Genomic DNA, 23,273 nt, shown 5'->3' on the forward strand with positions numbered 1-23,273 from the left:
CGGTAAGTACGATGAATATCGTCGCCGATAAAAATATTCCTGCGCTGTCGACTTTATTGTCAGGCGCAGGGCATCTTCATTTTTTTTCCGAACGAACCCCTTCAAAAGAATTACTGGCCAAAGCGGATGCTTTGCTTGTGCGTTCAATTACCCAAGTGAACGAAGAGCTTCTTCAACTGGCTCCTAACTTAACCTTTGTGGCTTCTGCGACTATTGGTACCGAGCATATCGACACCGAATTGCTCACTGAAAGAGGCATTACTTTCGCTCACGCGCCTGGCGCGAACGCTTCGTCCGTTGGTGAATATGTATTGTGCGCAGTTTTGCAGTGGCTCGATCTAAAAGAGGTCGACTCGTTAGCCGATTTAGACGTTGCCATTGTTGGCGCAGGCCATACGGGGCAGGCGGCAGGGCAACGCTTACAAGCGCTGGGTATGAACGTGCATTACTACGATCCGCCACTCAGTAAAAAAGGCGAAAAGGCGGTGCATGATCACTGGCAACGGGTTATTACCGCCGATATTATTTCTTGTCATGTTCCGTTGACTCGCGGAGGAGATTGTCCGACGCACCATTTGTTTGAACATACGGCGCTACAGTCGCTGCATGAAAATCAATTGCTGATTAACGCGAGCAGAGGGGCGGTGATAGATAACTCGGCGTTGCTTGAAAGGGCGCAGCAGGGTGAAAAACCTTTTGTGGTGCTCGATGTCTGGGAAGGCGAACCTGAGGTGTTAAAGCCATTGGTAGACTGCGTTGATATTGCAACGCCGCATATTGCCGGACATAGCCTGGAAGGCAAAATAGGTGGTGCCGTAATGGTTGCCGATGCTCTGTTGGCGCATTGTCAGCTTAAGAGCGATTATGACAAAAATTTAGTGTTGCCGAGAGCTGATTGGGCAGCGCTGGACGCGGCTCAGTTGCTATCCGTTAGCTTGCTCTCACGGTGGGTGAATCAACATTACGACATAATGAGCGACGATGCCCATTTTCGGCGGTATGGGATGACGCCCGAGGGTTTCGATAGCATGCGTAAAAAATATCGCAAAGAAAGCCCTCGCAGAGAGTTCATAAATCAGGTCGTTGCATGCCATAATAGCGAACAATATATCCAATTCTTACAGTTGGGCTTTGATGCCCAACAAACAGACCGTTAAGGAGTAACTATGGCAGACGGGTTTCGCGTAGCAGTTTTAGGAGCAACAGGACTGGTTGGTCAGCAAATGATTGATATTTTGGCTGAGCGAAAATTCCCCGTCGCTGAGTTGTATCCGTTAGCCAGTGCCCGCTCTGCAGGAGCAACCGTTGATTTTAATGGTGACGAGAAAGAAGTACTGGTTGCCGATGATTTTGACTGGTCAAATGCAGACATTGCCTTTTTCTCGGCAGGTGGAGCGATTTCAAGAGAGTTAGCTCCTAAAGCTGCCGATGCCGGCTGTGTCGTCATTGATAACACCTCTGAGTTTCGTTATGAACCCGACATTCCACTGGTGGTGCCGGAGGTCAATGCCTGGGCTTTGGCCGACTTTCGCAACCGCAACATTATTGCGAACCCAAACTGCTCAACTATTCAAATGTTGGTCGCGTTAAAACCTATTCATGACGCTGTGGGTATTGAGCGTATTAATGTAGCGACCTACCAATCGGTATCCGGGGCGGGCAAAGAAGCAATGGAAGAGCTGGCAAAGCAGACCGCAGAGTTACTGAATGCAAAACAGCCCACCGTTGAGAACTTTAGCCGACAAATTGCATTTAACTGTATTCCGCAAATTGATGTATTTCAGGACAACGATTACACCAAAGAAGAAATGAAAATGGTGTGGGAGACGCAAAAAATATTTAATGACCCCAGCGTACGGGTCAATGCAACAGCAGTGCGTGTACCGGTCTTTTATGGTCACGCAGAAGCGATTCATATAGAAACTCGCCAACCAATTACTGCGGAGCATGCCAAACAGCTATTGAGCGAAGCGCCGGGGGTAACCCTGATGGAACAACGTGAAGAGTTTCCGACGCAAGTCAGTGACGCAGCCGGAAAGGACGACGTGTTTGTCGGCCGTGTTCGTGAAGATATTAGTCATCCTCAAGGGCTTAACTTATGGGTGGTATCTGACAACATTCGTAAAGGCGCAGCAACGAATAGTATTCAGATTGCTGAAACTTTAATTCGTGAATACTGGTAATTTAAGCGGCTGTATGTCATAAAGTTTTTATTACTGACGCCGTTAAAGATAAGAGCAAAGCGCGGGCAGAGAACAAGGGATGAAAAAAACGATTACAGGGCAAGTGTGTAAATATCTTTCGCTAACAACATTGTTACTGGTGAGTCTCAGTAGCAATGCATTGCCGTGGCAACAAGATGGCACCGTTATCAAAGGCCCTAAAGGTTCGGAAGCTGAAGATGTTCGTATTGGACAGGAACGTTACGGACCTATCTCAAGTACTGATACGCTCTGGGATATTGCTCGCCGTTATAAACCCCACTCCAGTGTCACCCAATACCAAACGATGGTCGCCATTGTTCAGGCTAATGACGAGGCCTTTGTCGATGGCAATATGAACCGTATGCTCGACGGTTTTTATTTGCGAATTCCGTCGTTACAAGAAATTCAAATGGTTAACCCGGAAGCTGCTCGTCGCCAAGTCGTGGTTGACGGTCAGTTGAAGGAAAAATCTCAGCAGCTCTCTGAAGTTGAACAAAGCACTCAGCGAACCAGAGAAGAGCAAGCGCAACTGCTGGAAGAAGCGAAAGCTCGTGCAGAGCAAGCTGTGCAAGAAGTTGAGCAACGACAAGAGCAAAACTTTGAGGATTTGCGAAACGAAGTTCGCAACTCTATGCAAACGGTTCAAAAAATGTATGACGAGAACCAGTCATTACAACAGCGCATCGATGCGCTAGCGGAACGTTTGGACGAGTTGGCACAAAGCGCAAGCAAAACGGATGAACTGGAAACTCAGTTCCAGCAAGTATTGGCTCAGCAACAAGAGCTTATTGAGCAGCAAGCGGCAATGCGTCAGGCCGAAGAAAACTCCGGTTTTGTGGACTGGTTGCAAAACCCGATAAATATGATGCTAGTGTCGATATTACCTGCCTTACTGATTATTGGCGGCGTTGTTTTATTCTTAATGAAACGCTCGTCAAAAAATAAAGATGAAGAGCCAGAAGTTGCCAGTAAGAAAGAGCTGAGTGAAGAAGAAGCGGCGGCTGAACTTGACAAAGAGTTAATGGGTGGAGCTCCGCAGAATGACGCTGGCGATGGCATTTTTGATATTGATGAGAGTCAGCAAATTGACGTCGATGAAGAAGATGACGGTGACGATTTAAGTGCTCTTGAAGCTGAGCTAAGCGGTTCTGGAAAGGCTGAGTCGGAAGAAGACTTCAGCATACAGCTGGATAATGAAGATGAAACCGCTCAGAGTCAGGAAAAGTCCAATGATGCTGAGAATACCGGCGATGACGATGACATTGACGAAGATGATAAGGCCGTGCTTCCAGATAACGATGATGACGCCGGTGAGCTGTCCCAGGAAGAACTCGATCGCTTGTTTGGCGAATCGGACGACGATGAAGAAGCGATCGATCTGTCTATTAGCGACGACGAGGTGGCTGATGAGGACGAAAGCGAAGCAACAGCTGAGCAAGCCAGTGACGAAAGCTCCGAGCCGGAACAAGAGGTTAGTGACGCGGTAGAAGATACTGAGTCGGAGTCGCTGGAGGCTCGAACTGAAACTTCTGAGAAAAGCGCTGCTGATGACTCTGCCGATGAGAAAGCGGATGAAGCTGAAGGCGAGTCAGATGATTTGCTGCCGGATGACTTTGATGACAGTGAAGTCGATGAGGTTTTAGCGGATTTAGGGCTGGGTGACGACTTCGAAGATGACGAAAGCTCCGAACAGCCAGATAGCAGCGGTGTCGCTGAAGAAGCTGACACTGAGGAAGCAGCGGATCCGGATGATATACTTGCTCAGTTTGAAGAGGATGCGTCAGCAGACAGTGAAGCGAAAGCCGAACCGAAAAACGAAGTCGATGACTCAGCCGATGAGACGATAGACGTTGATGGCGAAGAAGATGACCTCGAACAGCTTCTAAAAGAATCCGATGAAGTGACTCAGGCGCTCGATGACTTTGACGATGTCGAAGAGGAAGTTCCGGAGGACGATGAGGCATTGGATGAGGCGGAAAGTCAGGCCGATGAAGACCTGGAGTCGCTATTTGGTGGAGCGCCAGAGAATGAAGAAAAAACCTCTGAAACGGTTGACCAGTCTGCGAGTGAAACCGACGCTGAAGAACCAGATGATGCTGACTCATTCACGGCTAACGATGACGAAGACTATGTTGATATCGATTCGTTGATGGCTGAAGCCGATGAGGAAGATGAAGACGATGATCGTTATGAGTCGTCAGCAGTGAAAGACGTTTTACCTGACGAGGATGAGGCTCAGGAGGGTGAAGCCCCGGCCGACGATGATCCCGCTGGGCAACTCGATTTAGCGCGTGCTTATATCGAAATGGACGAGAAAGACGAAGCACGTGACATTCTTCAACAGCTGATAGATGGCGACGACGAAGCGCTTGCTGAAGAAGCTAAAGCTCTTAAAAACCGTTTAGATTCGTAAGGTTAAGTAGTATGCGAATAGCTTTGGGGCTGGAATATGATGGCAGCCAGTACTATGGTTGGCAACGACAGCGCGAAGTCATTAGTGTTCAGCAACATTTAGAAGACGCATTAAGTAAAGTTGCTAATGAAACCGTTGAAGTCACTTGTGCCGGCCGAACTGACGCAGGCGTTCATGCAACTGCGCAGGTTGTGCACTTTGACGTAGAAAGCGAGCGAAAAAATGCCGCCTGGACGCTAGGCGTCAATAGTAACTTACCAGATGGAATAGCCGTTCGTTGGGCAAAACCCGTTGCCGAAGACTTTAACGCCCGTTTCAGTGCAACTGCCAGACGCTATCGCTATATTATTGCGAACACGCGCTTGCGCCCGGGCATACACGCAGCAGGGGTCAGTCATTACCACCAACCGTTGAACGAACGCTTAATGCATGAAGCCGCTCAATCGTTAATCGGAGAGCACGACTTTACTTCCTTTCGGGCCGCTCAGTGCCAGTCCCATTCGGCCAATCGAAATGTCACGCGACTGGAAGTGACGCGTAAAGGCGACTTTGTCATCGTTGATATTAGTGCCAATGCGTTCCTTCATCACATGGTGCGTAATATTGTTGGTAGCCTTATTGTTATAGGCCAGGAGCAACAGCCAACCAGCTGGTTAAAAGAATTACTCGAACTAAAAGACCGCACACAGGCGGCAGCAACCGCGAAACCGGGCGGTTTGTACTTGGTGGCTGTGACGTATCCAGAGAGCTGGGGTATTCCAACCGCCACACCAGGACCGCTTTGGTTAGAGTGACTGTTATGACCTCTTTTCTTGATTGAATTGTGCTACCATGTAAGCTATTCCAATAAACTTATTAGAGCTGTAAGCCGAATACTATGAGCTGGATTGAAAGAATTCTCGCAAAGCCAAAAGTAAACAAGAGACGCGGTGTTCCAGAAGGGGTTTGGAGCAAGTGTACATCTTGTGACAACATTATTTATCGTGCCGACTTAGAGCGCAGTCTGGATGTGTGCCCTAAATGCGACCATCACATGCGTGTAACCGGTCGTCGTCGCCTGGATATCTTCCTGGATGAAGGCAACAGAGAAGAAATAGGTACGGATCTTGAACCTAAAGATGTCTTAAAATTTAAAGACTCGAAAAAGTATAAAGACCGTATTGCCGCTGCGCAGAAAAGTACCGGAGAAAATGACGCACTTATCGCTCAGAAGGGTGAGGTAAAAGGTGTGCCGTTGGTTGCCGTTGCTTTTGACTTCAACTTCATGGGCGGCTCAATGGCCTCTGTGGTTGGCGCTAAGTTTGTTAAAGCAGCTGAAGTTTGCCTGGAAAAACGCATTCCGTTGGTTTGCTTTTCCGCATCGGGCGGCGCTCGTATGCAGGAAGCCCTGATGTCATTGATGCAGATGGCAAAAACGTCAGCCGCACTAGCGCGGATGAGCGAAGAGGGTATTCCGTTTATTTCTGTATTGACGGATCCGACGATGGGTGGTGTCTCGGCGAGTTTAGCCATGTTAGGCGACATCCATATCGCTGAGCCTAAAGCGCTGATTGGTTTTGCGGGGCCTCGAGTGATTGAACAAACAGTTCGTCAAACATTACCGGAAGGTTTTCAGCGCGCAGAGTTTTTGTTGGAGCATGGCGCTATCGACATGATTGTTGATAGACGAGATATGCGTGACACAGTCGCGCGTTTGCTCGCCAAAATGCAGCATCTGCCTTCACCGGAAACGGCTGTAGAACCTCAACCTGAATCAGAATGAACGAAGCCTCTGAATACGTACCTGTAGCTTCTGATAAGCTGCAGGTATGGCTCGATTACCTCGAAAAACTTCACCCGTCGGAAATAGACTTGGGTCTGGAACGAGTGTCGCAAGTAGCTGCGAATGCAAATATCCTGACTCCTGCGCCGTATGTCATTACTGTTGGTGGAACCAATGGTAAAGGCTCAACAGTCTGTTACTTAGAAGAAATGCTATCGGCGGCAGGTTACAAAACCGCAGTGTACACCTCACCACATATTGTGAAGTATGAGGAGCGTGTGCGTATAAACCGAAGAATGTTGCCTGAACAACATCACGCCGGCGCTTTTGCCGCAATTAATGCGGCGCGAAAAGGGATATCGCTCACTTACTTTGAGTTTGGTACATTGGCGGCATTACAGCTTATAAAGCAGGCCGAAGTTGACGTAGCGATACTGGAAGTTGGTTTAGGGGGACGCTTGGATGCCGTGAACTGCGTTGACCCGGATGTATCGGTCGTTACTAGTGTCGGCATTGACCACATTGCTTTTCTCGGTGATAACCGAGAACAAATTGGTCGGGAAAAAGCAGGCATAGCACGGGCAGGTAAGCCGTTGATTTGCGGCGATGCTACCCCCCCTCAATCAATAAAGACCTCGGCTGAAAACATAGGCGCCAAACTCTTCCAGGTAGGAAAAGATTTTTTCAGAAAGGAGTTTGAAAAAGAATGGGAGTATCGCAGTCATCGAGTGTATGCTCGCCACCTGCCTAAGCCCCAGCTTCCTTTAATTAATGCATCGACCGCTATCGCCGCTATTGAGCAGTTGCCACTGCCGGTCGGTCTCGATGCGATTAAAATGGGCCTGATTTCAGCCGCTTTACCAGGTCGAATGCAGGTTACGAAATATAATGGTGTCGACGTGCTTTTAGATGTCGCACACAACCCGCAGGCTGCTGCTTATGCTGCAACCTACATAGCTTCTAATTATAAGGGGCAGCGAGTCTACGCCGTTATTGGGATGCTCTCAGATAAGGATCATGCTGGAGTTAAAGCGGCATTAGAGCAGAACATTTCTGAGTGGTTTGTTGGTACACTCAACGAACATCGTGGTGAACAAGCCGGGCAATTAGTAAAAAACATGAAGCTGACGGATAATTACCAAGTGTTTGACGATGTGAATGCGGCTTTTGAGGGCGCAATAGCAAAAGCAAAAGAATGTGATGACAAGCCTCTGGTTTTCGTGTTCGGCTCGTTTTACACTGTGTCCAGCGTTAATCAAATAACAGTGGGAGCATGACCTTGGCCAGTCCTCTACAAAACCGTCTTGTGGGTACTTTAATACTTGTCGCTTTAGCGGTCATTATTATTCCTGAAGTATTGGATGGAAAAAAAGAGCAGCCAGTTGATCCTATTGAAACTATTCCCCTGAAACCAGAATCTGAAGAGGCATTACAACAACCTAATGCCTTGTCAGATGAATTGGTTGCTGAGCCAGTAGAAGAAGAGCAACCCCAAGAAGAGACTGAGGTGACAGCAGAGGCTGCAGAGCCTATTGCTGAGAATAAGGGGCTTAAAGCACCACCAAGAGAACCGGTCGAAGCAGAAATTGATGGTAAAGCCTGGATTATTCAACTGGGGGCGTTTAGTAAAGAAGAGAGCGTCAAAAAGCTCGTCGAGCAACTCAGAGGTAGAGGTTACGCGGCTTACTCAGAAAAGTCAGCTAGCGGCAACATAACGCGCTTACTTATTGGGCCGGATACCTCTGAAGCTGAGCTTGAGAAGCAACTGGCGCCGCTCAAGGAGCTGACAGGACTCAATGGCAAAATCATGACGTACAAGCCATAAAAAAATGCAATATGTGTGTAAAAAACTCACAATTATGCACCTGTTCTGTTAAAATCCACGCCGTCTTTTGCGCAGCAACTGTGAGTGCTTATGGTCTGGATTGACTATGCCATTATCATTGTTATTGGCCTGTCCTCAGTAATTAGCTTAGTTCGAGGCTTTGTCAAAGAAGCCGTGTCTCTGGCAATTTGGATATCTGCATTTTTCATTGCCAGTTACTTTTACCAAGACTTAGCTGTTTACTTCACTGGTATTGAGCAACCCATGCTCAGAAACGCCGCTGCCATAGCCGCTTTGTTCGTTGCGACGCTTATTATTGGCGCAATTCTTAACTACATTATCTCAAAACTGGTTCAACATACCGGGCTATCTGGAACAGACAGGGTGCTTGGGCTGGTTTTTGGTGCGCTCAGAGGCCTGCTTATTGTCAGCGCGCTGCTGTTCTTTATTGACTCATTCACGCCGCTCTCTTCCAGCGAGTGGTGGCAAAATTCGTTACTCATTCCTCATTTCGGACTCTTTATTCAATGGTTCTTCAGTTATCTGGAGAACAGCTCGAGTTTTTTAGTCCCTCAACCTGTATAGAATGGTGAAAAGACATGTGTGGTATTGTTGGTATTGTTGGTAAGCAACCGGTTAACCAAGCGCTTTATGACGGCTTAACCATGCTTCAGCATCGGGGGCAGGATGCCGCAGGCATTATGACCGTTGATGAGCACAATACGCTGCGTTTGCGTAAGGCAAACGGTTTAGTTCGGGATGTTTTCCATACCCGTCATATGCACCGCTTATCCGGTACCGTGGGTATTGGCCACGTTCGCTACCCAACAGCTGGCAGCTCAAGCTCCGCAGAGGCACAGCCATTTTATGTGAATTCGCCATTTGGTATTGCAATGGCACATAACGGCAACCTGACAAATGCGGCAGATGTGCATGAGCATTTGTTTAAAACCGCCCGCCGTCATATTAATACCACCTCAGACTCAGAGATTTTACTGAACGTCTTTGCTAACGAATTGGATAAAAATGACAGTTTAACGCTGAACGATGATGACATCTTCAGAACGGTAACGGCTGTCCACCGTAAAGTTCGCGGCGCTTATGCAGTGGTTGCAATGATCATTGGACATGGTTTAGTCGCGTTTCGTGACCCTTGGGGCATTCGACCTCTGGCGCTTGGTAAGCGTGACACCGAAGACGGTGAGGAATACATTGTTGCGTCTGAAAGTGTTGCTATCGACGGCACCGGATTCAAGTACGTACGTGATGTTGAACCGGGCGAAGCCATTTTTATTACCAATGACGGCAAGCTGTATTCCCGTCAATGTGCAGACAAGCCGATGCACTGTCCATGTATTTTTGAGTACGTTTATTTTGCCCGTCCAGATTCGTTCATTGACGGCATATCGGTCTACGCCAGCCGTGTGAACATGGGACGTAAACTGGGCGAGAAACTTAAGCGAGACTACGCCGACTTGGAGATTGATGTCGTCATTCCTATTCCTGAGACGAGCTGTGATATTGCTCTGGAAATAGCGAGTGTGCTCGACTTACCGTATCGTCAGGGCTTTGTAAAAAACCGTTATATTGGTCGTACGTTCATTATGCCGGGGCAGACACAGCGTCGTAAGTCTGTACGTCGTAAGCTCAACGCCATTAGCGCCGAGTTTAAAGGCAAAAATGTTCTGTTAGTGGATGACTCTATCGTTCGTGGCACAACCTCTGAGCAGATTATTGAGATGGCTCGTGAAGCCGGTGCTAAGAAGGTTTACTTTGCTTCAGCAGCGCCGGAAATTCGCTTCCCGAATGTTTATGGTATTGATATGCCGAGCGCAAACGAGTTAATTGGCCATGGTCGTGAAGCTATCGAAATTCGCGACATGATTAAGGCCGACGGCTTGATTTATCAAGACCTTGATGACTTAGTCGCAGCCGTAGGTGAAGAGAACACGTCAATTAAACGTTTTGAAACCTCAGTGTTTAGCGGTGAATATGTGACTGGCGATGTAAACCAAGAGTATCTGGATAAGCTGCACGCGGCTCGTAATGATACCGCAAGAGCAGAAAGAGAAGGCTCTGAAGACGCGAACTTGGAGCTGCATAACGACAACGATTAATGGCTTCGTTGCGGTTAAAAGAAAGGGCGCTGAGGAATATCCCCAGCGCCTTTTTTATTGAGGTGTTTTAAATGAATTAGTCTCGTTGGAATGCGTAGACTGAACCTAATTTCAATATTTGAGTTAACTCATCCAAAGCGGCACGAGACTCTTCTAATAAAGCGGGATCTTTCAAATCATCAACGGCTAACTCATCGCGGTAGTGCTTGTTAACCCACTGGTTTAGCCGATCAAACAAGGCGTCTGACATTAAGCAGTTCTGGTTAGCTGCTGAGATTTCTTCGTCATTCATGGCAACACGAAGGCGCAAACAAGCAGGGCCGCCGCCATTACGCATACTTTGTTTTACGTCGAAAAATTTCACGTGCTTGATTGGACCACCCTGGCTAACAAGACCATCCAAATAACGTTTAACCCGAGGGTTTTCTTCACATTCGGTTGGCGCAATAATTGTCATTTCACCGTTAGGTGGAGTGATGAGCTGAGTGTTAAACAGGTAAGTGCTTACTGCGTCTTCCACACTCACATCGTCCGTTGCGACTTTAATAAAGTGTAGCTCGCCTTCGTTGCCGAATTTTTTCTGAATTTCAGCCAGTTTAGTGTCGGTGTCTGCGAACGCTTGTTCGTGGTAGAAAAGGACATTCTGGTTACCGACTGCAATAACGTCGTTATGGAATACGCCTTGGTCAATAACGTCGGGATTTTGTTGCATAAATACGGTGTTGTCTTCACTTAAACCGTGTAAACGAGCGATTGCTTGAGACGCTTCCAAAGTTTGTCGTGCTGGGTAACGTTTGGGTGCTGGTTTAGAGCTGTCAAATGCATGGCGACCATAAACAAAAAGCTCGACACCCGCATGGCCGTACTCGTTACATAAACGAGTGTGGTTAGCGGCACCTTCATCACCAAAGTGCTCGTTGTCCGGTAAATGTTTATGATGCTCGAAGTAACGGGCGTTTTCGAACATAGCCTGCAGTATACGACCGCTGGTTTCAGGCTCGAGTGAACGGTGATACTTATTGGTTAGGTTAGCTGGAGTAAAGTGAACCTTACCGTTAGCGGTATCGGCGCTGGGGGATACCGTTGCTGCGTTGGCTGTCCACATGCTTGAGGCTGAACAAACAGCCTGGAAAATAGCGGGTGCTTCGGAAGCGGCTTTATAAAGCACTTCTGCGTCTGTACCGGTAAAGCCTAAACGACGCAATGCGTGTGTATCAGGGCGTTCCTGTGGCGCAAGCACACCTTGTTTCATTCCCATATCGTGCAACGCTTTCATTTTTCTTAAGCCTTGCAGTGCCGCATCTTTAGGACTGGATGACGCTTTAGCATTTGCTAACGAGGCGACATTGCCAAAAGACAGCCCGGCGTAATTATGGGTTGGGCCGACTAAACCGTCGTAGTTGACTTCAAAGTGTTCCATGCTCACTAGGATTACTCCTGCACATTATGTGCACCTGCTCATTGAATTTGTACACATTATACTGTTTTAAAATGCCCTTGAAAGCCTTTATTTTAAAGCCTTTTCTGAAAGCCTGCGTGTTTTGACTGTTTATTTAATTTGTGCGAATTTTTATCAAAAAGAACGAATCATGGTTGTTTCTCGTAACGATAACCGATATACCTAAAAAAGGCCGCTGAAGAACAATTGCCCTTGTAATTTATATCTTTAGCACGTATATACACGGTCATCTATAACAAGAGAACGATTATTCTATGGCTAAATCGCTCGTCATTGTCGAGTCTCCGGCAAAAGCCAAAACCATTAATAAGTACTTAGGTAAGGACTTTGTGGTTAAGTCCAGTGTTGGTCACGTGCGTGATCTGCCAACACGTGCGACTGAAACGGTAAAAAGTAAGCCGGCAGCAGAAGTTCGCAAAATGTCGCCTGAAGCTAAAGCGAAGTATCAAAAGGAGCGTGACTATAAACGCTTAATCGCTCGTATGGGGATTGATCCTGAAAACAACTGGGAAGCCCATTACGAAGTACTTCAGGGAAAAGAGAAAGTCGTTAAAGAACTCAAACAGCTGGCGAAAAAGTCAGATGAAATTATTCTCGCAACGGATTTGGACCGCGAAGGGGAGGCAATAGCCTGGCACTTGCGGGAATTAATTGGTGGCGAGGACGACCGCTTTAAGCGTGTGGTATTTAACGAAATTACCAAAAATGCCATTCAGGAAGCATTTAAACACCCGGCACAATTAAACACGGACCGTGTTAATGCTCAGCAAACGCGACGCTTTTTAGATCGTGTGGTAGGTTTCATGGTGTCGCCGCTCTTGTGGAAAAAGGTTGCAAGAGGTTTGTCTGCCGGACGAGTACAGTCAGTCGCTGTACGCTTGGTAGTCGAGCGCGAGCGCGAAATTAAAGCTTTTGTACCGGAAGAATACTGGGATGTTTATGCCGACTTGGCCAGCACGGCGAACGACAAGTTTCGCATGCAGGTGGTGAAAGAGTCAGGTAAGAACTTCCGCCCGGTCAATGAAAAAGAAACCAATAAAGCCTTAAATTTATTGAAAGGCGCAGACTACGAGATAACTTCTCGTGAAGATAAACCGACTTCCAGCAAACCTGGTGCGCCTTTTATTACGTCGACCCTGCAACAGGCGGCGAGTACTCGCTTAGGTTTTGGTGTTAAGAAAACGATGATGCTTGCACAGCGTCTTTATGAGGCTGGACACATCACTTATATGCGTACCGACTCAACGAATTTGAGTTCAGAAGCGGTTAGCGCCTGTCGTGATCTCATTGAAAATGAATTCGGTAAAAAGTACTTACCAGAGTCAGCGAATCGTTATGGCGCAAAAAGTAATGCTCAGGAAGCGCACGAGGCGATACGTCCGTCCGATGTAAAAATAAAGGCGTCCTCACTGTCGTCAATGGATAGGGACGCACAGCGTCTGTACGAGCTCATTTGGCGTCAATTCGTTGCGTGTCAAATGACACCGGCGAAATACGATAGCACGACTTTAATCGCGACTGCCGGCGACTTTGAATTAAAGGCGCGCGGTCGAGTAATGCGTTTTCCGGGTTGGACGAAAGTCATGCCTCCGTCGTCGAAAAAAGACGGAGATACTAACTTACCAGACTTGAAGAAAGGCGACTCACTGTCACTCGAACAGTTAGAGCCTGAGCAGCATTTTACTAAGCCTCCGGCTCGATACAGTGAAGCTTCCCTGGTTAAAGAACTAGAGAAGCGCGGTATTGGTCGACCATCGACGTATGCGTCAATTATTTCAACCATTCAGGATCGTGGCTATGTGCGTGTTGAAAGCCGTCGTTTCTTTGCCGAGAAGATGGGAGAAATCGTCAATGATCGGCTGATTGAAAATTTCACCGAGTTAATGAATTACAACTTTACGGCTGAAATGGAACAGGCGCTTGATGACATTGCAGCCGGAAAACGCCAATGGAAAGAGACGCTGGACAGCTTCTATGAGGACTTCAAACAGCGCCTTGAAAAAGCGGAGCTGGATCCAGCTGAAGGTGGTATGCGTGAAAATAGCGTTGTCATGACCGATATTGACTGTCCGGAGTGCGGCCGCAAAATGGGCATTCGTACGGCATCAACCGGTGTTTTCCTTGGCTGCTCCGGTTATAACCTGCCGCCGAAAGAACGCTGTACTAAGACAATAAACCTGACACCCGGCGAAGAAGCGATAGAAGTTACCGACGAAGAGGAGCGCGAAACTGAAGCCTTACGCGCCAAGAAACGCTGTCCAAAATGCGGTACAGCAATGGACAGCTATTTAATTGACGAAAAACGTAAGTTGCATGTATGCGGTAACAACCCAACGTGTGATGGCCAGTTGCTTGAGCAGGGTAAGTTCAGAATTAAAGGCTATGACGGCCCGACAATTGAGTGTGACAAGTGCGGTTCGGAAATGCAGTTGAAAAACGGGCGTTTTGGTAAGTACTTCGGTTGTACCAATAGTGAGTGTAAGAATACTCGTAAGTTGCTTCGAAATGGTGAGCCTGCGCCACCAAAAGAGGATCCAGTACCGTTACCGGAATTACCGTGTGAGGATTCGGACGCCTACTTTGTGCTGCGTGACGGCGCTTCTGGTATCTTTTTATCAGCAAATACTTTTCCGAAATCTCGAGAAACGCGAGCGGTTACGGTAAAAGAGTTGGCCCGTTTTAAAGATCGTCTACCGAAAAAGTTTCTGTACCTGGCTGACGCTCCGCAGGAAGACGACGACGGTAACGACGCTATTGTTCGATTCTCGCGGAAAAACAAAGAGCAGTACGTGGTAACAGAAGTGAATAAAAAACAAACGGGTTGGAAAGCCTTTTACCGTGACGGTAAATGGACTGTTGACGCTAAGTAGTAAAAGGCTCACGAGCCAATACTCAGTTGGCTTATAGCCTGGCGTAAACGTGCTCCGTATAATGCGCGGGTGTCAAAGGTAAGACACCGCACGTTGGACACGGAGGTCCCATGTTATCGTCTAAGTTAGACATAGCACTTCCCGCTGCTTCCTCAGCAGCGGGTTTTTCTTTTTTTACCCTAAAAAAATACTCTCGCGGTCAGGCAAGTATTGAGCTCATTGTTGTTTGGCCGATACTAGTGAGTTTTGTTTTTTTGATTGTTCAGGCGCTTATTATTTGGTGGTCTCAACAAACACTGATGGTCGCTAATCAATACACGGTTCGGGCCGGAGCTATTAATCACGGTCATTACCAGACCATGGTAACGACGCTTATAACTGGGATGGCGGGTTTAGAGCCTCAGCTTGATCAGGACAACCTGGCATACGCCGCTACGTTAGCTATGGCGAAACAACGTCTGCACTTCACGCGCTTTGCGCAACTCGACATTTTGTCTCCGACACCACAAGACTTTCGTGAGTATGCCGAGGAACGCTGGGATTATGATTTAGAACGAGATATTACCGAAATAGCGGTGGATCATTATCATGCTCGGTATGACGAAAATACGCCGATAGAATGGCACGAGGCCAGAGTGTTAAGGATAAAAACAGACTGGTGTCTGCCGCTAAAAATTCCACTTGTCGCTGAAATGTTGAGTTCTGCGCAACAATTTTTAAGTGGCTCCAGTGCAGTTCGTTACTGCAAACTCAGGGAGGGTATGAGTGAGTATCCATTATGGGCATTAACAGATACCGCTCAGCACTCTTTGCAGAGCGGCTTCCGAAGATAATGACTGAATTACTTTCGCTTGTCGTGATAATCGACACAGGCTTGCAGGGTATTTTCAATTAGCGAAGCAACTGTCATAGGGCCGACACCGCCAGGTACCGGCGTAATCCAGCCGGCGCGTTCCGCTGCGGTCTCAAATTCGACGTCGCCGGTTAGGCGTCCATCAGGCAATCGGTTCATGCCAACATCAATCACAATAGCGCCGGGCTTGACCCATTCTCCCGGAATAAACTCAGGCTTACCTACGGCAACAACCAAAATATCCGCGCGCTTAACGTGCTCCGATAAGTCATTGGTGAAGCGGTGACAAACTGTCGTAGTTGCACCAGCCAGCAGCAGCTCCAGGCTCATAGGACGCCCGACGATGTTGGAAGCGCCTACAACGACAGCGTTGAGCCCATGCAAATCAACTTGGGTATGCTCAAGCAAGGTGATAATACCTTTGGGTGTGCATGGACGTAGCGCCGGAATACGTTGCGACAGACGTCCTACATTGAAAGGGTGGAAACCGTCGACGTCTTTATCAGGGCGAATTCTCTCTAAAATAGGGGTTGCGTCAAGACCGGCGGGTAGAGGCAACTGAACCAAAATGCCGTCGACTTCGTCGTCGTTATTCAGTTGGTCAATTAATGCTTCAAGTTTCTCTTGACTCGCTGTCGCCGGCAAGTCGTAGGCAAAGGAGCGAAAGCCGACTTCTTCACACGCGCGTCGTTTGTTGCCTACGTAAACCTCCGAAGCGGGATCTGCACCAACAAGCACAACGGCCAGACCGGGTGCTCTTAGGCCGGATTCAAGCCTTTCCTGAACTTGCTGCTTGACCGACTGACGTACGGCACTGGCGATAGCTTTACCATCAATAATTTGAGCTGACATAACGAGATTCCAAACCTGAGAGAATTCAAGACGATATAGGCTGTTTATTGTAACGTTATTTCACCGTTAATGTCACCGATTGTTGGATAACTCAGCAGGTTGTTTTAAAAGTAGCCAGTCGAGCGCTATTCCGGAAAAAAAGTTTGACGCTGGCATAATCAGCAGGTAATATTCGCCCCCGTTGTCAGCCAGCAATAACGATTTAGACGCTGGTTGTGACAGGGCTTTCAGAGAGTTCGGCGAGTAGCGCAGTTTGGTAGCGCACTTGGTTTGGGTCCAAGGGGTCGCTGGTTCGAATCCAGTCTCGCCGACCATTCTCTTGACGGCAGCGTAAGGTTCGAAGTGCGCCCGTAGCTCAGCTGGATAGAGCAACGGCCTTCTAAGCCGTCGGTCGCAGGTTCGAATCCTGCCGGGTGCGCCAGAACGCGCCAAAGAAAATCACTCAGTGGTGGGTGTAGCTCAGTTGGTAGAGCCCCGGATTGTGATTCCGGTTGTCGTGGGTTCAAGTCCCATCATCCACCCCATTTCTTTATTTCCCATTATTAGTTCGGCGAGTAGCGCAGTTTGGTAGCGCACTTGGTTTGGGTCCAAGGGGTCGCTGGTTCGAATCCAGTCTCGCCGACCATCATTTCTTCATGATCAAATACTTCAATAGTTGCGTAATGCGCCAATAAGGCTAAGCTTATTAGTATCGTTGCTATCAATTGGAGGGCATGATCATGGCAGATTTTGAAACCTGTATGCGCAATCCAGCGGGTTCTTTTCACGAGCCAGAAGATGTGATGAACCGCACTGATTTTAGTAAAGAGCAGAAACTTAAGATATTAAAGCAGTGGCGTTACGACGAATATGAAACGGAAGTGGCGGACCAGGAAAATATGGGCGCTGACAAGCCGGATAAACTGGGCGAAATTAATAACTTAATTCTGCAACTAGAAGAGTAATTACATAAGAACGCGCGCTGCTGCGTGCGTTCTCCCCGTTTTTTACTAAAACCCTCTCGACTCTTAGCTATCACCTCGCTATAATGCTGCGTCATTTTTAAAGGTCAACGCCGTTGCCGTATCTCATTTTTATAATGATAAACAGATGCGAGCGACATTCATTGATTGAAACCGAGGTAATGAAGCAATGCAGGTTTCTGTAGAGACAACTCAAGGTTTAGAACGCCGCGTGACAATCACTGTCCCGGCAGATGCAATTGATAGCGAAGTAAAACGCTTATTGAAAGAAGAATACCGTCACCGCCGCGTGAACGGTTTCCGTAAGGGCAAAATCCCACCAAATGTTTTACAAAAAATGTTTGGTCGCGAAGCGCGCTCACGCGCAGCTTCAAGCGTTATGCAGAGCAAGTATTTTGAAGCGGTAATGCAGGAAAAATTGAACCCTGCTGGCGCACCTGCAATTGAACCTAAAGTTAATGAGCCAGGTAAAGATCTTGAATTCACGGCGACTTTTGAAGTGTATCCAGAAGTTGAAGTGAAAGATTTAGACAAAGTGAAAGTTGAGAAGCCTGCGGTTGAAGTTACTGACAAAGACGTTGATAACATGCTTGAAACCTTGCAAAAACAACATGCAAGCTGGAAAGAAGTTAAGCGTAAGTCTAAGAAAGGTGATCGCGTCACTATGGACTTTGTCGGCTCTATCGACGGTGAAGAATTTGAAGGCGGTAAAGCTGACGACTTCGCTTTAGAGTTAGGCGAAGGCCGTATGATTCCTGGCTTTGAGGACCAAATTAAAGGCATAAAGGCAGGTGAAGAGAAGACCATTGAAGTCACTTTCCCTGAGGACTATCACGCCGAAAACTTGAAAGGTAAAGACGCTCAGTTCGTTGTTACTGCTAAGAAAGTTGAAGAGCGTGAGCTGCCTGAACTGAACGACGAATTCGTTGCTATGTTCGGTGTGAAAGAAGGCGGTGTAGACGCACTGAAAGATGAAGTTCGTAAAAACATGGAACGCGAACTGAAAAATGCAGTGAAGTCGAAGGTGAAAGAGCAAGTGTTGAAAGGTCTTGTTGAAACTAACGACGTTGAAATGCCAAAAGCAATGATTGATCAGGAAATTGATCAACTGCGCAAGCAGGCTGCACAGCGCTTTGGCGGTAACGCAGACCAAATGCCTGAACTTCCGGCAGAACTGTTTGAAGAACAAGCGAAAGAACGTGTCAAAGTTGGCTTACTGCTAGGTGAAGTTATTCGTTCAAACGAACTTAAAGCTGATGACGAAAAAGTAGACGAAATTATTGCGACTGCGGCGTCTGCGTATGAAGATCCGCAAGAAGTTGTTGAGTACTACAAGTCTAATAACGACATGATGCAGCAAGTTCGTAACTTGGCGTTAGAAGAACAAGCAATCGATTTGGTTTTGGAAAAAGCGTCAGTCAAAGATAAAAAAGCAAGCTTTGACGACATTATGAATCCAAAACAACAATAATGTCAGCGTGAGTCCTTGACGGGGCACGCCACAGCTTGGTTTAATGGCTCGTATGACCTCATACGAGCCATTTTTATTTCAGGAGCTTTATAAAACATGTCGAGCGATATTCAGGATCCGATGGCACAGCTAGTCCCTATGGTTGTCGAACAGACATCAAAAGGGGAGCGCTCTTATGATATTTATTCGCGCTTATTAAAAGAACGCGTTATTTTTTGTTGTGGTCAGGTGGAAGACCACATGGCTAATCTCATTGTGGCTCAGCTTTTATTTTTAGAATCTGACAACCCTGACAAAGATATTTATCTTTATATCAATTCACCCGGTGGTGTTGTGACAGCAGGTATGGCGATTTACGACACCATGCGCTTTATTAAGCCTGATGTGAGTACCGTTTGCATGGGACAAGCGGCTAGCATGGGCGCGTTTTTGCTTGCCGGTGGCGCAAAAGGTAAGCGTTATTGTTTGCCAAATTCTCGCGTTATGATTCACCAACCATTAGGTGGTTTCCAGGGGCAAGCATCAGACTTTGAAATTCATGCGAAGCAAATTTTGGATCTGAAAGAACGCCTGAACCGTATGTTATCTGAGAACACCGGGCAAGATTACGATAAAGTGGCAAGAGATACGGATCGTGACCACTTCCTGGCAGCCGAAGAAGCGGTTGATTACGGCCTGGTTGACGGTATTTTAAGTCAACGCGGCGAAGAAGCCTAAGTTGTATTTGTGGTAGGAGAGTAGAATGACGGATAAGTCCAAAGGCGACGACGACAAACCGCTATACTGCACATTCTGCGGTAAAAGTCAGCATGAAGTGAAAAAACTGATTGCTGGGCCGTCTGTGTTTATTTGTGATGAATGCGTAGAACTTTGTAACGATATTCTCAAAGAAGAAATTCATCAGCTTGCTCCGGTACCCGACCAAGAAGAGTTACCGGTACCGAAAGCGATAAGAAAGCATTTGGACGATTACGTAATTGGTCAGGACCGTGCCAAAAAAGTCTTGTCGGTTGCTGTGTACAATCACTACAAGCGCTTACGCAATTCGGGTAAAGGTAAAGACCAGGTTGAGTTAGGTAAGAGTAATATTTTGCTGATAGGTCCAACGGGCTCAGGTAAAACTTTCCTGGCGGAAACCTTAGCGCGTTATTTGGACGTGCCATTTACCATGGCCGATGCAACCACGCTGACAGAAGCGGGGTATGTCGGTGAAGATGTTGAAAACATTATTCAGAAGCTGCTTCAAAAATGTGATTACGATGTTGAAAAAGCTGAGCGCGGTATTGTTTACATCGATGAAATTGACAAAATTTCACGCAAGTCTGAAAACCCATCCATTACTCGTGATGTCAGTGGCGAGGGCGTGCAGCAGGCGCTGCTTAAACTAATTGAGGGGACCGTCGCATCAGTGCCACCTCAAGGTGGGCGCAAACATCCGCAGCAGGAGTTTCTGCAGGTCGATACCTCTAAAATTCTGTTCATTTGTGGTGGTGCGTTTGCGGGCTTAAATAAAGTGATTGAGCAACGCTTGTCGACCGGAACTGGGATAGGTTTTGGTGCTGAAGTAAAAAGCAAAGAACAGAGCAAAGAAGGCGAGATTATTGCGCAAGTTGAGCCGGAAGACTTGGTTCGCTATGGCTTAATTCCTGAATTTATTGGTCGTTTGCCTGTCGTTGCTACGCTTGATGAGCTGGATGAAGCCGCGTTGGTTGAAATACTTAAAGAGCCTAAAAATGCATTAACGAAACAATACGCTGCCTTGTTCGACATGGAAGACGTTGAGTTAGAATTCCGTGACGACGCACTAAGAGCGATTGCCAAGAAGGCGATGGCACGCAAAACCGGTGCGCGTGGTTTGCGCTCAATTGTTGAAAGCGTTTTACTAAGCACTATGTACGAGTTGCCGTCGATTGAAGGTGTTGTCAAAGTGGTTGTCGATGAGTCGGTTATTGCCGGTGAATCTGACCCTATTCTGATTTACGCGAATCAGAAGAAGGATAAGCAAGCCTCGGGCGAGTAGCTTAAATTGCATTAAAAGTAATCAACAAAAGGGCCATTTGGCCCTTTTTTTCTGTTAAGGATTGAACTTTAGCCGAAAGACCGCATATAACAGAGTAAACCAAGGTCGGGAGAAAAGATTAATGAGCGAAGAACGCACCGAACAATTAACGATGCCAGTTCTGCCGTTGCGCGATGTAGTGGTTTACCCGCATATGGTAATTCCACTGTTTGTAGGCAGGGAAAAGTCAATTCGCTGTTTACAAGCTGCCATGGATGCAGACAAGCAGGTTTTTTTGGCTGCGCAAAAAGACGCATCAATAGATGAGCCGGAAAAAGACGATATTTACCAAGTTGGCACGGTTGCAACGATTTTGCAGCTGTTGAAGCTGCCTGACGGTACTGTAAAGGTACTGGTCGAAGGTAAACAACGCGCTCAGTTAGATGAATTAAAAGACAGCGAAGAGTATTTTGAAGCGAATATTCATTACCTCGCCGCTGAAGCTTTGTCCGAGAAAGAAGAAGAGGTGCTGATTCGTTCTGCACTTAATCAGTTTGAAGGATACGTCAAACTCAACAAGAAAATTCCACCGGAAGTGCTGACCTCGTTGTCCGGCATTGAAGATTTGGATCGTCTGGCAGATACCATGGCTGCGCATATGCCGCTGAAGCTGGCAGAAAAGCAAGCCGTGCTTGAAATTACGGACGTGCGTGAACGCATTGAGCACCTGATGGCGCTGATGGAAGGCGAAATTGATATTCTCCAGGTTGAAAAGCGCATTCGCAGTCGTGTGAAAAAGCAGATGGAGAAGAGTCAGCGCGAGTATTATTTGAATGAGCAAATGAAAGCCATTCAAAAAGAGCTAGGTGAGAGCGAAGACGGCGTTGATGAATTTGAGCAGCTGCAGAAAAAAATAGACGACGCGCAAATGCCGGCTGAGGCGAAAAAGAAAACCGAAGCCGAGCTGCAGAAGCTGAAAATGATGTCACCTATGTCGGCTGAAGCCACGGTTGTGCGGGGCTATATTGACTGGATGGTGGCAGTACCATGGAAAAAGCGTTCACGCATTAAGAAAGACTTGGCCAATGCTGAAAAAATTCTCGACGCCGATCACTACGGTTTAGAGAAGGTAAAAGAGCGCATCATTGAATACCTCGCGGTGCAACAGCGCACGACCAAAGTTAAGGGGGCGATATTGTGCTTAGTCGGTCCGCCGGGCGTGGGTAAAACCTCGCTGGGTCAATCGATAGCGAAAGCGACAGGTCGTCAGTACGTTCGCATGGCCTTAGGTGGCGTTCGCGATGAAGCCGAAATTCGTGGTCACCGTCGTACTTACATAGGTTCAATGCCTGGTAAGCTGATTCAGAAAATGTCGAAAGTAGGGGTTCGCAACCCGCTATTTCTACTGGATGAAATTGATAAAATGTCGGCGGATATGCGTGGTGATCCGGCTTCTGCGTTATTGGAAGTGCTGGATCCAGAGCAAAACGTGAACTTTAACGACCATTATCTGGAAGTTGATTACGATCTTTCAGACGTTATGTTTGTTGCCACGTCAAACAGTATGAACATTCCTGCGCCGTTACTGGATCGTATGGAAGTCATTCGCTTATCAGGCTATACCGAAGACGAAAAGCTGAACATTGCCAAGCGCCATTTACTGCCGAAGCAAATTGAGCGTAACGGCCTTAAGAAAAAAGAAATTACCGTTGATGATAGCGCGATTATTGGCATCATCCGTTATTACACGCGTGAAGCGGGTGTTCGTAACCTTGAACGTGAATTGTCACGTCTTTGCCGTAAAGCGGTAAAAACAATTCTGCTCGATAAATCGATAACGCACGTCGAAATTAATGGCGACAATCTAAGTGATTACTTAGGTGTGCAACGGTTTGACTATGGTAAAGCAGAAGAAGCTAACCAAGTGGGTCAAGTCACAGGACTCGCCTGGACGGAAGTGGGTGGCGACCTGCTGACTATAGAGGCAACGAATGTCGCCGGTAAAGGAAAAACTACCAGCACCGGCTCATTGGGCGATGTCATGCAAGAGTCCATTCAAACAGCTTTGACGGTTGTTCGTAGCCGTGCAGATAAGCTGGGTATTGCCGAAGACTTCCATGAGAAGCGCGATATTCACGTTCATGTACCTGAAGGGGCAACGCCGAAAGATGGACCTAGCGCCGGTATTGCGATGGTCACCGCTATGGTGTCGTCGCTTACAGGTAAGCCAGTGCGTTCTGATGTGGCTATGACCGGTGAAATTACCTTGCGCGGTGAAGTGCTGGCTATTGGGGGCTTAAAAGAAAAACTCCTGGCAGCGCACCGTGGCGGTATTAAACACGTGTTGATACCAAAAGATAACGAGCGTGATTTAAAAGAAATCGCCGACAACGTCAAGGAAGACTTGGTTATCCAGCCGGTGAAGTGGATAGACGAAGTGCTTGATGTGGCGTTGGTGAAGGATTAACTTTAGCGGTAATACTAAA

General features: G+C 47.3%; 18 protein-coding genes and 4 tRNA genes. 20 read left to right on the plus strand and 2 right to left on the minus strand.

Annotated elements, in window-relative coordinates:
• Positions 1 to 11: 11 nt before the first annotated feature.
• From EST55_RS00780 to purF, 9 genes are all read left to right on the plus strand, one after another.
• Complete coding sequence (locus EST55_RS00780; RefSeq protein ID WP_129496553.1) at positions 12 to 1,157, plus strand: 4-phosphoerythronate dehydrogenase; 1,146 nt, start codon at positions 12 to 14, stop codon at positions 1,155 to 1,157.
• 9 nt (positions 1,158 to 1,166) lie between these two features.
• A complete protein-coding gene (locus EST55_RS00785) occupies positions 1,167 to 2,183 on the plus strand; it encodes an aspartate-semialdehyde dehydrogenase (protein ID WP_129496172.1) in 1,017 nt (338 codons plus the stop codon).
• 79 nt (positions 2,184 to 2,262) lie between these two features.
• Complete coding sequence (locus tag EST55_RS00790; RefSeq protein WP_129496173.1) at positions 2,263 to 4,617, plus strand: FimV/HubP family polar landmark protein; 2,355 nt, start codon at positions 2,263 to 2,265, stop codon at positions 4,615 to 4,617.
• Positions 4,618 to 4,628: 11 nt separating this feature from the next.
• Entirely contained in the window at positions 4,629 to 5,411 is a 783-nt protein-coding gene (truA, locus tag EST55_RS00795; protein WP_100690482.1) for a tRNA pseudouridine(38-40) synthase TruA, read from the plus strand.
• Positions 5,412 to 5,494: 83 nt separating this feature from the next.
• A complete protein-coding gene (accD, locus tag EST55_RS00800; protein ID WP_100690481.1) occupies positions 5,495 to 6,379 on the plus strand; it encodes an acetyl-CoA carboxylase, carboxyltransferase subunit beta in 885 nt (294 codons plus the stop codon).
• Positions 6,376 to 7,656, plus strand: a complete 1,281-nt coding sequence (folC, locus tag EST55_RS00805; protein WP_129496174.1) for a bifunctional tetrahydrofolate synthase/dihydrofolate synthase — start codon at positions 6,376 to 6,378, stop codon at positions 7,654 to 7,656. The genes accD and folC overlap by 4 nt, the downstream gene beginning before the upstream one ends.
• A complete protein-coding gene (locus tag EST55_RS00810; protein ID WP_240665221.1) occupies positions 7,653 to 8,204 on the plus strand; it encodes an SPOR domain-containing protein in 552 nt (183 codons plus the stop codon). The genes folC and EST55_RS00810 overlap by 4 nt, the downstream gene beginning before the upstream one ends.
• Positions 8,205 to 8,294: 90 nt before the next feature.
• Complete coding sequence (locus EST55_RS00815) at positions 8,295 to 8,789, plus strand: CvpA family protein (protein ID WP_053952856.1); 495 nt, start codon at positions 8,295 to 8,297, stop codon at positions 8,787 to 8,789.
• Between the two features lie 14 nt (positions 8,790 to 8,803).
• A complete protein-coding gene (gene purF, locus EST55_RS00820) occupies positions 8,804 to 10,321 on the plus strand; it encodes an amidophosphoribosyltransferase (RefSeq protein WP_129496176.1) in 1,518 nt (505 codons plus the stop codon).
• 76 nt (positions 10,322 to 10,397) lie between these two features.
• On the opposite strand, the gene astB is transcribed toward purF, so the two are convergent.
• Positions 10,398 to 11,741, minus strand: coding sequence for an N-succinylarginine dihydrolase (gene astB / locus EST55_RS00825; protein ID WP_129496554.1), 1,344 nt, complete (start codon positions 11,739 to 11,741; stop codon positions 10,398 to 10,400).
• A 293-nt stretch (positions 11,742 to 12,034) separates the two neighbouring features.
• Here astB and topA point away from each other — a divergent pair, with 293 nt between their 5' ends.
• Positions 12,035 to 14,650, plus strand: a complete 2,616-nt coding sequence (gene topA, locus EST55_RS00830; RefSeq protein ID WP_129496177.1) for a type I DNA topoisomerase — start codon at positions 12,035 to 12,037, stop codon at positions 14,648 to 14,650.
• 110 nt (positions 14,651 to 14,760) lie between these two features.
• Positions 14,761 to 15,483 (plus strand): TadE family protein, encoded by a 723-nt coding sequence (locus EST55_RS00835; RefSeq protein WP_100690477.1) that lies wholly within the window; start codon positions 14,761 to 14,763, stop codon positions 15,481 to 15,483.
• Between the two features lie 8 nt (positions 15,484 to 15,491).
• Here the strand turns inward: EST55_RS00835 and folD are convergent, their stop codons facing one another.
• On the minus strand, positions 15,492 to 16,355 hold the full coding sequence (gene folD / locus EST55_RS00840) for a bifunctional methylenetetrahydrofolate dehydrogenase/methenyltetrahydrofolate cyclohydrolase FolD (RefSeq protein ID WP_129496178.1): 864 nt from the start codon (positions 16,353 to 16,355) through the stop codon (positions 15,492 to 15,494).
• A gap of 237 nt (positions 16,356 to 16,592) precedes the next feature.
• Here folD and EST55_RS00845 point away from each other — a divergent pair.
• The 9 genes from EST55_RS00845 (at position 16,593) to lon (ending at position 23,254) form a co-directional block, all read left to right on the plus strand.
• Positions 16,593 to 16,669: transfer RNA gene (locus EST55_RS00845), tRNA-Pro, on the plus strand.
• Between the two features lie 30 nt (positions 16,670 to 16,699).
• Positions 16,700 to 16,776: transfer RNA gene (locus EST55_RS00850), tRNA-Arg, on the plus strand.
• Between the two features lie 27 nt (positions 16,777 to 16,803).
• A tRNA-His gene (locus tag EST55_RS00855) sits at positions 16,804 to 16,879 on the plus strand.
• A gap of 24 nt (positions 16,880 to 16,903) precedes the next feature.
• Positions 16,904 to 16,980 (plus strand) — tRNA-Pro (locus EST55_RS00860).
• A 94-nt stretch (positions 16,981 to 17,074) separates the two neighbouring features.
• On the plus strand, positions 17,075 to 17,299 hold the full coding sequence (locus tag EST55_RS00865; RefSeq protein WP_100690475.1) for a hypothetical protein: 225 nt from the start codon (positions 17,075 to 17,077) through the stop codon (positions 17,297 to 17,299).
• 187 nt (positions 17,300 to 17,486) lie between these two features.
• Complete coding sequence (tig, locus tag EST55_RS00870; protein WP_100690474.1) at positions 17,487 to 18,788, plus strand: trigger factor; 1,302 nt, start codon at positions 17,487 to 17,489, stop codon at positions 18,786 to 18,788.
• Between the two features lie 96 nt (positions 18,789 to 18,884).
• Positions 18,885 to 19,505: an ATP-dependent Clp endopeptidase proteolytic subunit ClpP gene (gene clpP, locus EST55_RS00875; RefSeq protein WP_088768547.1), complete on the plus strand. Its 621-nt coding sequence runs from the start codon at positions 18,885 to 18,887 to the stop codon at positions 19,503 to 19,505.
• Between the two features lie 25 nt (positions 19,506 to 19,530).
• Positions 19,531 to 20,808, plus strand: a complete 1,278-nt coding sequence (clpX, locus tag EST55_RS00880) for an ATP-dependent protease ATP-binding subunit ClpX (RefSeq protein ID WP_088768546.1) — start codon at positions 19,531 to 19,533, stop codon at positions 20,806 to 20,808.
• 121 nt (positions 20,809 to 20,929) lie between these two features.
• Positions 20,930 to 23,254 (plus strand): endopeptidase La, encoded by a 2,325-nt coding sequence (gene lon, locus EST55_RS00885; RefSeq protein ID WP_100690472.1) that lies wholly within the window; start codon positions 20,930 to 20,932, stop codon positions 23,252 to 23,254.
• The last annotated feature ends 19 nt before the right edge of the window (positions 23,255 to 23,273 follow it).

It is taken from the genome of Idiomarina sp. 29L, assembly GCF_004123135.1.
In the GTDB taxonomy this organism is placed as follows: Bacteria; Pseudomonadota; Gammaproteobacteria; order Enterobacterales; family Alteromonadaceae; genus Idiomarina.